Origin of the sequence: Streptomyces actinomycinicus, from assembly GCF_016741775.1 — a bacterium.
GTDB lineage: Bacteria > Actinomycetota > Actinomycetes > Streptomycetales > Streptomycetaceae > Streptomyces > Streptomyces actinomycinicus.
This window is the reverse complement of the sequence record NZ_JAERRK010000004.1, coordinates 103684-115775: the sequence shown is the minus strand read 5'-3', so window position 1 is coordinate 115775 and position 12092 is coordinate 103684. Positions and strand designations below refer to the sequence as shown.

8 protein-coding genes are annotated in these 12092 nt (G+C 71.0%); 4 read left to right on the top strand and 4 right to left on the bottom strand.

What is annotated here, in order from left to right; all coding sequences use genetic code 11:
- Positions 1 to 43 precede the first annotated feature (43 nt).
- The gene (locus JK359_RS10145) at positions 44 to 841 is read left to right on the top strand and encodes a bestrophin-like domain (RefSeq protein ID WP_201834169.1); all 798 of its coding nucleotides are present in this window, start codon (positions 44 to 46) and stop codon (positions 839 to 841) included.
- Between the two features lie 5 nt (positions 842 to 846).
- Here JK359_RS10145 and JK359_RS10140 read toward each other — a convergent pair whose 3' ends face one another.
- The 4 genes from JK359_RS10140 to JK359_RS10125 form a co-directional block, all read right to left on the bottom strand.
- On the bottom strand, positions 847 to 1680 hold the full coding sequence (locus tag JK359_RS10140; protein WP_307788040.1) for a sterol desaturase family protein: 834 nt from the start codon (positions 1678 to 1680) through the stop codon (positions 847 to 849).
- Between the two features lies 1 nt (position 1681).
- Positions 1682 to 2395, bottom strand: coding sequence for a FadR/GntR family transcriptional regulator (locus tag JK359_RS10135; RefSeq protein ID WP_201834167.1), 714 nt, complete (start codon positions 2393 to 2395; stop codon positions 1682 to 1684).
- A 66-nt stretch (positions 2396 to 2461) separates the two neighbouring features.
- The gene (locus JK359_RS10130) at positions 2462 to 3583 is read right to left on the bottom strand and encodes a PP2C family protein-serine/threonine phosphatase (protein ID WP_307788039.1); all 1122 of its coding nucleotides are present in this window, start codon (positions 3581 to 3583) and stop codon (positions 2462 to 2464) included.
- Between the two features lie 560 nt (positions 3584 to 4143).
- Positions 4144 to 6675: a DEAD/DEAH box helicase gene (locus tag JK359_RS10125; protein ID WP_201834165.1), complete on the bottom strand. Its 2532-nt coding sequence runs from the start codon at positions 6673 to 6675 to the stop codon at positions 4144 to 4146.
- An 880-nt stretch (positions 6676 to 7555) separates the two neighbouring features.
- Between JK359_RS10125 and JK359_RS10120 the strand changes: the two genes are divergently transcribed.
- From JK359_RS10120 to JK359_RS10110, 3 genes are all read left to right on the top strand, one after another.
- Positions 7556 to 8311, top strand: coding sequence for a thioesterase II family protein (locus JK359_RS10120; RefSeq protein ID WP_201834163.1), 756 nt, complete (start codon positions 7556 to 7558; stop codon positions 8309 to 8311).
- A gap of 138 nt (positions 8312 to 8449) precedes the next feature.
- The gene (locus JK359_RS10115) at positions 8450 to 10246 is read left to right on the top strand and encodes a non-ribosomal peptide synthetase (RefSeq protein ID WP_201834161.1); all 1797 of its coding nucleotides are present in this window, start codon (positions 8450 to 8452) and stop codon (positions 10244 to 10246) included.
- Positions 10243 to 12000, top strand: coding sequence for an NAD(P)/FAD-dependent oxidoreductase (locus JK359_RS10110; RefSeq protein WP_201834159.1), 1758 nt, complete (start codon positions 10243 to 10245; stop codon positions 11998 to 12000). The genes JK359_RS10115 and JK359_RS10110 overlap by 4 nt, the downstream gene beginning before the upstream one ends.
- Positions 12001 to 12092 lie beyond the last annotated feature (92 nt).

Sequence of the window (12092 nt, the reverse complement as noted above, 5' to 3'; positions counted from 1 at the left end):
CGCCGGCGTGGGGCGCCCACGGGAACGCGCTGTAGGTGATACGGTGAACTGGTTGACCTCGCTGCCGGCGGCGGCGCTGGTGGTGGGCGGGCTTTTCCTCGCCCTGCTGGTCGCGGGTGTCGCCCGGGTCGCCGTCCGCGCGCTCGTACCGGTCGGGGAACACGATCGGGTGCCGCAGATCGCCACCCCCCTGATGCCGACGCTCGGCGCGGCCTTCGCGATCTTCGCGGCGCTCTCCCTGGCCAGCGAGGCCGGCTACCTGCGCGCGGCAGAGGGGCTGGTCAGCGACGAGGCGGCCGCCGCCTCCCGCCTGGCGTGGGCCGCGACGAGTCCGCGAGTCCAGCCGGAGCCGATCCACACGGCGCTCCTGGACTACCTGCAGACCACCCGTGCCAAGGAATGGAAGGGTGCGGCTGCGGCGTCCGGCGACGACCCGGCCACCGCTCTCTCGATCGCCCGGCTGGAGCGCAACGTCCGCGCCGAGGCGGCCCGCCCCGAGGTGGGGAACCCGACCGGGACGGAGCTGCTGGCCGCCCTGGACGGTGTCACCAGTAGCCGTCGCGCCCGCGTCGCGGCCGCCTCGCGCGACGTGCCCGCGCTCTACGTCGTCACGCTGGCGGTCAGCGGACTGGCCCTGATCGTGAACTCCGGCGCCCTGGTCTTCCGCAGCAGCCTGCGCACGTCCTTGCTCATCGTGGGTGTGGCCAGCGTGGTCGGACTCAGCCTGGCGCTGCTGTTCGCGCTGAGTGCGTCCTGGAGCGGCCCGTTCATCGTCAGCGGGCATCCACTCGACACCATCGTCGGCGACCTCAAGTCAGGCTTCTTCGCCGGCCGGCCGTAGACCTGTCATCCCTCCGCCCGGGGCGCCCAGCCGGGCGGACCGAACAGGTAGCCGGCGCGGTCACGCCAGCGCCGTGCCGTACGGACGTCACGCCAGGCGGCGGCGAACTCGTGGAAGGCCACGCGCAGCGGGTTGTGGGTCCCGATGTTCTTGGTGAGGCCGTACACCACCCGCTCGCCCTCGGGTTCGAACGTCCGGAACAGCCGGTCCCACACGATGAGGATGCCGCCGTAGTTGCGGTCCAGGTAGACGTTGTTCGAGCCGTGGTGGACGCGGTGGTGGGAGGGGGTGTTGAAGAACGCTTCCACCGGCCGCCAGAGCTTGTCCACGCGCTCGGTGTGCAGGAAGAACTGGTAGGCGAGGCTGACGGCCTGTTCGAGCAGGATCATCCACGGCGGAATGCCGAGGAGCGCCAGCGGCAGCCAGAACGGCAGGCCCGTCATCGGTGTCCAGCTCTGCCGCAGGGCGGTCGAGAGGTTGAACCGGACGCTGGAGTGGTGGACCACATGGCTCGCCCACAGCACCCGCACCCGGTGGTGGGCACGGTGGAAGGCGTAGTACGCCAGGTCCTCGGCGAAGAACAGCAGCACCCAGGTCCATCCCGACGACGGAGACAGGTGCCAGGGGGCGACGGTGAAGGCAGCCGCGTAGACGAGGACCGTCACCACCTTCCACGGCGCCGCGATGACCTGGCTGCCGGCGCCCATGGACATGCTGGTCACGGTGTCACGCAGTGCGTAGCCACGTTCGTCGTCGTCCGGGAGGAAGCGGTACGAGAGAGCCTCGACGGCGACCAGGAGCACGAACGCCGGTATCGCGTAGACCACGGCCGGGATCACGTCAGCGCACCGCCTTCCGTGGCGCCGAGGGCACACTGAGGGACAGCAGGGCGCGCGCCAGCTGCTCGACGGCGCCGGCCTCGCGTGCCGCGATGTGCGACGCGAGCCGCTGATGGGCCTCGACGTCGAGGAGTTCCGCGGTCCGCAGGTCGTCCGGCACCTCGGCGACCGGGAGCGTGCCGTCCAGCAGGCTGTTGAAGGACAGCAGGTAAGCGAGGTTGCCGGAGCCCTCCACGATGAGCCGCCACCAGGCGATGTCCGCCTCCGCCAGCTCGGTGAGGTCGGGGCCGGTGCGCGCGTAGCGGTCCGCCGCCTCCACGATCTGCGCGGCTGCTGCCTCGGAGCACCGGATCGCGCACAGCCGGGCCGCGTCGGCACCGACGCACGCCCGCATCTCCATGGCGTCCCGGGTGAGGTCCTCCACCGAGGGGCCGCCGTCGGACGCGGCGATGCCCAGGGCGAGGTCGAGGCCGGCACTGCGCCGCCAGTTCAGGACGAGTGTGCGGCCGCCGTGGCTGACCTCGACCAACCGCGCCTGCTGAAGCCGTTTGACGGCCTCACGGACCGCATGCCGGTTCACACCGAACTCGGCCGCGAGGTCCCGTTCGGCGGTGAGGGGCGAGCCGGGCGGCAGTTCCCCGCCGAGGATCCTGTCGCGGAGCACGGCGAAGAGCTGGTCGGAGACAGCCTCACGCCGGATGGGTCCCTGAGTCATGGCGATCAGAGTGGACGCACCCCATCGACTGGTCAACTGGTTGGACCAGCCTTTCTGCCATGGGCATCACACACCCTCTGCCGGGAGGGACTGCTCCGCGGGTTCACGCAGGCGCACGGCCAGCGCGGCGATGTCGTCATCGAGGCGTCCCTTGCTGTAGCGCAGGAGGTCGCGGTGGAGAGCGGCGAGCAGCTCATGGGGCGGCGCCGGGGTCTGCTGGCGCATCCAGGCCGCCAGGGGGAAGAACTCACCGTCGCGGGCACGGGCTTCGGTGACCCCGTCGGTGTAGAGGAGCAGTAGGTCACCGGGTGTGAAGTCGTAGGCGTCGACGCTGTACTGATCGCCTATCAGCTCCGCGAGGTTGAGCAGGGGTGAGGGGGCGGTGGGTTCGAGGGAGCGGAGTCCCGCGTGGTTCAGGAGCAGTGGCGGGGGGTGTCCGCAGTTGAGGATCTCGATACGCTTGCCCCCGTCCGGGATGTTGACGAGAAGGGCCGTGGCGAAGCGCTCCGTCGGCCCCTCCGGGGGAAACGCGACGTTGTAACGGGTGCTGGCTGCGTCCAGCCGGCGCGCGACGCTGATCATGTCCGCCTCGGCGTAGGCGGCCTCCCGGAATGCGTTGACGATCGCCGCGGCCGCCCCCACCGCCGGCAGGCCCTTGCCCCGCACGTCACCGATGAGCAGCCTGATCCCGAAACGCGTCTCCACCACCTCGTAGAAGTCCCCGCCGATGCGGGCCTCGGCAGCGGCCGCGAGGTACAGCGACTCGATCTCGACACTCTTGAAGCGGCGCGGCACAGGGCTCATCACCACCTGTTGCGCCGCGTCGGCGACGAGCCGCACCTGAAAGAGGGTCCGCTCCTGCTGGAGCCGTACATGACTGCCGTATGCGGCCGCCACGGTGACGGCGATGATCCCCGCGGCCGTCCACCACGTCCCCAGGCCCGGGAACACGATGCTGAGGCCGATCATCAGGAAGAGGCAGACCGTCCCCAGCAGGACGGTGGGGAGTACCGGCCACATGGCGGCCGCGAGAGCCGGTGCCGCGGGCAGGAGGCGGCTGAACGCCACCTCCGGGGGAGTGGCGTACGCCAGGCTGGCGATGACGGCGGTCAGGATGACCGGCGACAACCGCACGAGCCTCCCCAGGCCGTGGTGGCGTCGGAGCCGCGGCCGTCCAGACTCGATCACACCTCACAGAGTATCTACGCAATGAGGACATAGCGCTCTGGCGAGCCGGAGCCGGCCGCCGCCCGCGGGACCGGCCCGCCGACCGCCCTGCGCCGGCGGCGTACGCACGAGTGCCGAGGTCAAGCGCCCTGCCCCGGTCAACTCCACGCTCGCCCGCCCCACGCCGGCCGCCTGCCGTGTCACAGCTCGCCCTGAATTCGAACAAGTGTCTGTTCGCGGGCGGGCCGGGCGACGGCGCAGGCGCTCGGGCCCGCGGGCTGCCCTCGGCGAGCGCCTACGCTCCCGGCACGCGATACGAGCGAGAGCTGCGCGACACTCGGCCGGTTGAGTGGTTCGAGCAGCCCGGACGGCGGAACCGGCGCCGGACTCCGCTGCGGCCATCCGGGTGGGGCAAGCGCTCACGCCGAGTGCGGTACGCCGAGTGCCGCACCACGATCAAGGGATGCATGACCATCACCTGCTGCGCATGAGTCTGCTCGCTCCTCGGCCGGCCGGTTTCGGCCGGCCCCCGTGGCGGCGGGAGAGGGCGCGGTCGTCGCGCGTCGGTGCGTGGTGTCCCGTCACGTCCAGCGCATCCCGATCGCGGACAGGCGCTCCACCCGTTCCGGCGACAGCCTCGCGGCCCTGCTCCGCTGGTTGCTCACCCATGCCCCGAGCCGGAGTTCCCGTTCGTCCTGGTCCTCGCCGATGAGCCGCTCCACATGCGTGCGGGGCACCCAGAGGTGCCCTTCGCGCTCGTAGAACTGTCGGGCCGCGGTGTAGTTGAGGGCCCACTTGTCGGCCTGGGAACGCCGCGGCTTCGGCTTCTCGTCCTCGCCGGCGGGTTCGATGCCGAGGACGTGTTCGCACATCCACTGCTGGGCGGTGGTGAGCCCGTCCCAGCCGAGCCGCACCGACCGCACCCACCGTCCCAGGTCCTCACCCTGGTGCACGACGTCACCCGGCGCCGCGGGCAGCGTGCCGCCGGCCTCGAGACGCTGCCGGACGAGGTGGAAGCACCGTTGCCATTCCACCGACCAGGCCGGGCACCAGGCGGGGTCGATGTCCTCCAGCTGTTCACGCCGATCGTCGGACAGGGCTCCGGCCGCCCACCGGACGGGCAGCCCCTGTGCACGCCTGTGCTCGTTCTCCTGCGCGCGCCGGGCGGCGGCGCGGGCGTTCTTCAGGAAGATCCCCACCCGGTACCCCCCGTGGGTGGCGTCCGCCGGCGCCGAAAGGTGCCCGGCCCCGGCCGCCCAGCCCCGTGCCGCGGCGAGGCCCTCTTCCCAGGCGACGTCGTGGTGCGACCAGACCATGCCGAGCCGATCCAGTTGCGTGACCCGGTCCGGGTCCATGTCACCGCGGCCACGGAACCTCCGGGCGTCGGCCACCCATTGCCCCAGCGGAAACGCGGCGAGGGACGCGGGCCACCCCTCGTCCTGCGCACCCTCGATGTCGCCGGTCGCGGGGACGCGGAACGTGAACGGAACCCTCAGATCGCCGTGGAGGCGTCGGTAGACGGCCGCGGCCTCGATGCCGCGCCGCCAGTGCCGATGCTCGGGGTTGAGAACCCGCAGGCTGATGAACGCGGCCAGTTGTGCGGGGTCGCGGGGAGCGGAGAACTTCAGCAGCGCCTGTGCCGGCACCGACAGCCGGTCGGTCCGGTCGCGCCCGGCCCCCTCACTCCCCGTCCCGCTGCGGCTCTGAACGCCCCTGACCCGGCTCGGGGCCTGTGGCTGCGCCAGTGCTTCCACGACGCGGGCGTCATGTGCCCTGAGCGCCTCCAAGAGCCTCGCGAGGCCCCCGTACGCCCGGGACGTGAGCATGTTGTCCGCGGTCTCCCCGGGGCCGAGCAGGACCGGCACCACGAGTGAGGCCGTCTTGCCTTCACCGGGCCGCATGCGCAGTGCGCGGCCGACGGCCTGGACGAGGTCGGGCATGGAACCGCGTACGTCCGCGAAGTACACGGAGTCGCACTCCCGGATGTCCACGCCCTCACCGAGGACCTTCACCGACCCCAGAAAGCACTTGTCCACGACCGTTCCGTCGGTGGCGGTGCCGTCGGCGAACCCGCTGAGCACACGCCGGCGGTGGACCGGTTGGTGGTCGCCGCACAGCCAGTCGGCCCAGACCGTGCGCGGGTACCGCTCCGGGGCGTCCGAGTGCAGCCGCGCGGCGACCTCCGGAAGACCGGCCGCGAAGGCCTCCGCCTCCTTGACCAGGTGGTGGAAGACCAGCGTGCGCCGGAAGTCCTGCTCGGCCGACGCCTTCACCAGCGCCGTTTGCAGAGCGGCGAGCCGGGCCCCGCGGACCTGGTCCGAACGGGCCTCCGCCCCCAGGAGCTGCGCGGTCTGGAGCCGGGTGTCGGTGATGTCGAGGCACACGACCTGGTAGGGCGCGCAGATGCCCCGGTCGATCGCCTCGGACAGCGTCAGGGTGTAGCAGCGAGCCCCGAAGGGACCGTGCGGGTCGTCCTCCATCGACGCCACCAGCTCACCCGGCACGCCCGGCTCCTGGTCGTCGTCCAGCTGCCACAGCCGCGGTGTGGCGGTCATGTACAGGCGGCGCAGGGCCGGGATGCGGGTGTTGTCGTGGACGACCGCCCACGGCTTGCCGATCCTGCCCGACGTCCGGTGCGCCTCGTCGACCACGATCAGGTCCCAGCCGGGGAGGCCGGCCCGGTGCGCGCGTTCCAGGGTGCCCAGTCCGAGCGACGCGTACGTGGCGAACACCGTCACCTTGTCGAAAGGGCGCACCCAGGCGACCAGCTCGCCCACGTCCGTGGTGTTGGGGAAGGCGGCCTCGCCGCCGCGCAGGGACGAGACACCGATCACCGGGCCGCCCCGGCCGGCCTCACGCCACGCGGCCTCGGTCTGGGCGAGCAGATCCAACGAGGGGACGAGGACCAGGACACGGCCCGCGCGAAGCTCGTCCGCGCTCCGTGCGGCCACGAGGGTCTTGCCGGTCCCGGTCGCCATGATCACCTGAGTCCGGAGTCCCGGTCCGGGGACGGTGTGGTCCGCCGGCAGCTCGAGGGCGCGCAGCACCGCGTCAACGGCTTCGCGCTGGTGGGCGCGGAGAGTCTTCGTCACGCTGCGTTCCTCCGGAGTCATGGGGCGGCCGGGGGTCCCGGACGATCCACTCGCCGTCGGCTCGTGCTCCGGGCGGGGGCCGCGGCTCCGGTGCGAGCACAGGAGCCCGGGGCCAGAGCGTGGGGCGAGGGCGCGGGCCTGCGTACGCCGCCTTGAGGAGAGCATATCGAGGCGGGGGCACCACGAAGAAAGACGAGAACGTACCACGGGACCTGCGGCGCCCACCCGGGTGCTCGAAGCCCTGGCCGAGGGCCGCATACGCGTCACGCTGACCTGAAACGGGCGTCCGCCGTGCCGCGGCGGAAACTCCGGCCCCCGCCCACCCGTCCCGCCCTGTCGGACCGCGGTGGTCCCCCAACGCGCCTTCCATACCAGGATTTTCGGAACGCCTCCGGCGCACTCGGATCGCCTGCGGCCCGCGCCGCCCGTGGCGCAAAATAGTCAGGTCCATGATCGGTGGACTGTGATAGACATGGAAGTCCGCGAGGCGGGGCCCGGTCACAGACACACCTCATCACAGGCGGCACGCCATCAGCGCACACCAGTGCGCGGACGTATCCCCGGGACCAGGCCACCCGTCCGACCGCCCGCCACTCACCGCCTTCTCCACCTCACCCGTCCAGGCCGAGCCGCGCACCGGGCAGCACACGCGCCTGTCCACCTCTCGAGGGAGCACCGTGCCAGCACATCAGACGCCCGCTGCCGCACCACGGGTACGTGAGGTCGCGGCTGCTGGCACCAGACACCGGCAGGTGCCACCCCGGAGACCGTGACCCGCGAGCCGTACCGCGCTGTCCGTGCCGCACACGCCGCCCATGGCAGCGGCCGGCACCGGCCTCCGTCACGAACCGGACACGCCTCACGCAGCAACTCGTCGAGGATCCCCTTGGGTGGTGTGCACATGCAGAACAACTCCGGTCGCAGCAGCGTGTCTCTGCACCGCTTCGGCCCGCCGGGCGACGCGGCAGCCGCGGCCCGTCGGGCCACGCTCGTCTGCTTTCCGCACGCCGGAGGAGGGGCGACGGCCTACGCCTCCTGGCGACGGGCACTCCCCGAGCGGATCGAACTGCACGCCCACGTCCCGCCCGGGCGGGAGGCGCGCGGACGCGAGGCCCCGCTGGACTCGGTGGCCGATCTGGCCGCCGACGTCCTGCCGGCCCTCCTGGCGCTGCCGGCGCCGCTGGTACTGGCCGGGCACAGCTTCGGAGCCTGCCTGGCCTACGAGTTGACGCACCAGCTGACGCAGCGGGGGCGCCCGCCCGCCCACCTCTTCGTCCTCGCGGCAGGAGCACCCGGACCGGCGACACCCCAGGCCCCCAGGGACGACCACGAGATCGAACTGCTGTGGAAGCGGCTCGGCGCGAACACCGCGGGGCTCGACCGCCCCGGCTTCAGGGAACGGTTCTTCCCGGTGCTGCGCGCGGACCTCGCCGCCCACGCCGCGTTCCGTCCCCCGCCCGGCCGGCCGCCCCTGACCGTGCCGGTCACCGCGATGTACGGGGACGAGGACCCCGAGGTGACGGCCGACGTGGCGGTCACGTGGGCCGCGCTGTGCCGAGGCCCCTTCGGCCTCGCCGCGATACCGGGAGGGCACTTCTTTCCGCAGAATTCGGCGACCGCGGCGACGGGCGCACTCGTCCGCGCCCTCGAGGTGTAATCCGGCGCACGCCGGGGAAAGGCCGGACCCATCCGCCGGCGCAGTCCGGAATGCGGGAAAGTTGACCCTTGAGTGTTCGATTGACGACGGATAGGCTGCCGGGGTCGAGGATTCACGGTAATCGCACAGGGGGAACGTGTGTCGATCGCACCCGATAAACCGGGGACCCTGCACCAGTTTTTCGAGGAATGCGTCCGGAAAGCACCCGATAATATAGCCCTCGAGTACGAGGGCGAATGCATCAGCTACGGCGAACTGAACCGCAGAGCCAATCAGCTGGCGCATTACCTGCGGGACAGCGTCGGCGTCGTCCCGGACGACCGCGTGGCGATCCTCGTACGGCACCCACCGACCGTGATCGCCGGCATGCTCGCCGTGCTCAAGGCCGGTGGCGCCTATGTCGCACTGGATCCCGACAACCCACCGGCCGTGACGCACCGCAGCATCGAGAACGTGTCACCCAAGGCGCTGCTCGTGGAGTCCTCGGCCGCGGCGGGCGCGGCGTTCTTCACCGGTGAACTCTTCGTGACGGACGTCATGAGCGCCACCCTCGACACCCCGGACACCGACCCGGCCCCCGCGTCGGCGCCCACGGACCTCGCCTATGTGATCCACACCTCAGGGACGACCGGGGCGCCCAAGGCGACGGCAGTCGAGCACCACTCCATCGTCAAGACGCTCCGCTGGCGCAACGCCTATTACGGCTTCGGCCCGGACGACACGACGCTGGCAATGCCACGACCGTCGTTCGACAGTTCCGTGGCGGACACCTTCTGCGCCCTCACCTCGGGCGCGCGACTCCTTCTTCCCGCCCGGGACCGCATCACCGACCGGCGGTATCTCACCGGCCTCATGGAACATCGGGAAGTCTCCCACTTCCTCATCACCCCGGCGCTGTACAGCCGCCTCCTCAGAGGCATGAGCACCCAGTCGACCAAGGCGTTGCGAAGTATCACCATCGCGGGGGAATGGTTCACTTCCAGCCTCGTCCGGGAGCATTTTTCCCGCCTTCCGGATGTAAAACTCTTCAACGAGTACGGACCCTCCGAGAATTCGGTGTGCTCCACCGTCCATCCGCTGGGCGCGTCGGACCCGCACGTGCTCATCGGACGGCCGGTCGACGACACCGAGGTGTTCGTCCTGGACGACGACGGCGAACCCGTCGGACCGGGCGGCACGGGCGAGCTGTACCTGGGGGGCGGCCGGCTCGCCCGGGGCTACCTGGGCAATCCCGAACTGACCGCGGAGAAGTTCTTCCGGCCCCCGGCCCCGCTGTTCGGCGGGCAGCGGGTCTACCGCACCGGGGACATCGTCCGGGTGCACGCGGACGGCAACCTGCAGTTCGTGGAACGCCGCGACCAGCAGATCAAGATCCGGGGCCGGCGCGTCGACCTGGGCGACGTGGCCGAGGTCCTCACCAGGGACGACTCGGTCGACCACGTCTTCCTGCTGCGTCGCGACACCGCCTCGGCGGCGCCCCGCCTGATCGCCTTCGTCGTGGGCCCGACGGCCACGGACGTCGAACGGCTGCGCGCAACGGCGAAGGAGAGCCTGCCGGACTACATGGTCCCGTCGGCGATCATCCCGGTCGACACCGTGCCCGTCACGCCGCACGGCAAGGTCGACGAAGCGGCCCTGGACGCCCTGTACTCCGACGCCACCACGCCCGAGGGGCCGGCACCCGAGCCGGCGACACCCGTCGAATCCGCGCTCCTCGCGATCTGGCGGAAGCTCTTCGCGCCCCTCGCCGTCGGCCTGGACGACGACTTCTTCGAACTCGGCGGCGACTCCCTCGGCGTGATGGATCTCGTCGCCGACGTGGAGGAGCACCTGGGCGTCCAGCTGGACAACTCAGACCCCTACACGGGCAGGACCATACGGAGCCTGGCCCTCATCATCGAGGACCGGCAGAGCACGGAGGCGGGTACAGCGTGAGCGGACAGGGCGGCACTCACACCACGTTCACAGGCGTCGACTACGACGTCGTCATCGCCGGCGGCGGCCTGGCCGGGCTCTGCCTCGCCAAGCAGCTCAAGGACGCCCATCCCACGCTGAGCGTGCTCGTGTGCGAACGCGAGCGGTCCCCCGTCCCCCTCTCGGCGTTCAAGGTGGGCGAGTCCACGGTCGAGGTGGGTGCACACTACTTCGCCTCCGTCATCGGTCTGCGGGACTACCTGGAGGAACAGCAGCTGGAGAAGCTGGGACTCCGCTACTTCTACGGCGACCGCCCCGACTTCCACCGGGAGTCCGAGTTCGGCGTCAACCGGTTCCTGCCCGCGAAGTCCTACCAGCTCAACCGGGGCTCCCTGGAGGAGCACCTGCGGGTGGTCGCGGCCGGGGCCGGCGCCGAACTCGTCCAGGGCGTACGGGTCACCGACATCGAGCTGGGCGAGCGTGACGCACCGCACCGGGTCACCTACCAGGGCGACGACGAGGGCAGCGGGGAGACGGCCGTCAGCTGCCGCTGGGTCGTCGACGCCACCGGGCGGCACCGCCTCCTGCAGCGCAAGCTCGGGCTCACCAAGCGGTACCCCAAGCCGCACAACTCGGTCTGGTTCCGGCTCGAAGGGCGCCTGGACACCGACGAGCTGGTCGCTCCCGGCGAGACGACCTGGCACGACCGTGTGCACGAGCCGCGGTGGAACTCCACCAACCACTTCATGTTCGAAGGGGGCTGGGTGTGGGCCATCCCGCTGGCACCGGACCACACCAGCGTCGGCATCGTGGTGAGCGACGACCTCCACCCGGTCACGAAGTTCAACCGCATCGAGAAGGCCATCGACTTCGTGGTCGAGCGCGTCCCCGGCTTCGACCCCGCCATCCGCGAACTCCCGGTGCTCGACTTCCGGGTCCTGAAGAACTACAGCCACTCCTCCCAGCAGGTGTTCTCCCACGACCGCTGGGCGTGCGTCGGCGACGCCGCGGTGTTCGCGGACCCCTACTACTCGGTGGGCTCGAACCTCATCGGCTACGCCAACAGCTTCGTGACCGAGATGATCGGCCGGGACCGGGCGGAATCCTTCGAGCCGGACTTCGTCCGCTACGCCAACCGCTGGTTCCTCTCCCTGGCCGAGGGACTCACGCAGAACATCCAGGGCTCGTACGCCTTCCACCACAACCCCGTGATCATGTCCCTGAAGACGATCTGGGACTACTACGTCGGGTGGGCCTTCTCCGACCCGCAGTTCTACGGCCGGACGTACCTGGACGAGTCCGCGAGCACGACGCTCAGCGCGCTCGGCGCGCCCGTCGTGGCGACCCAGGGCTCCATGATGAACCTGCTGAAGGACTGGTCGCGCAGCTACCGGGGCGTCTTCGAGTTCGACTACATCGACTACTACGACGACCTGCCCACCCTCGCCCGCCTGTTCGTCCAGAACCTGCCCGGCGACGACGACGCCACACCGGCGTTCGGACAGGTCCTGGCGAGCATCCGCGACGGCATCGACCGCATAGAGGAACTCGCCCACGTCGTCTTCTACCTGGCCCTGGAGGACGCGCTGCCCGAGCACCTCGACTCCGTTCGCGCCCGGGGCTGGCTGAACGTGTCGGCGCTCAGCCTCGACCCGGAACGCTGGGAGAGGGACGGCCTGTTCGCGCCCAAGAGCCGACCGCGCCTGGACGAGGTCAAGAAGCTCGAAGAAGAGCTGCGCAGGCTCTACCGCGTCTCGTCCCCCGTCGCGCAGTAGGCGCCCGGCCACGCCCAGCGGGTCCACCTCCCGGAGGTGGGCCCGCTGCCTCCGTGCGCTGCCGGATCACCCGACGCGCAGGCCGCTCCCGG

What these genes read in the sequence shown, in the direction of transcription:
- JK359_RS10135 (WP_201834167.1), bottom strand. Translation starts at nt 2,395, where the DNA reads ATGACTCAGGGACCCATCCGGCGTGAGGCTGTCTCCGACCAGCTCTTC.
- JK359_RS10125 (WP_201834165.1), bottom strand. Translation starts at nt 6,675, where the DNA reads ATGACTCCGGAGGAACGCAGCGTGACGAAGACTCTCCGCGCCCACCAG.
- JK359_RS10120 (WP_201834163.1), top strand. Translation starts at nt 7,556, where the DNA reads ATGCAGAACAACTCCGGTCGCAGCAGCGTGTCTCTGCACCGCTTCGGC.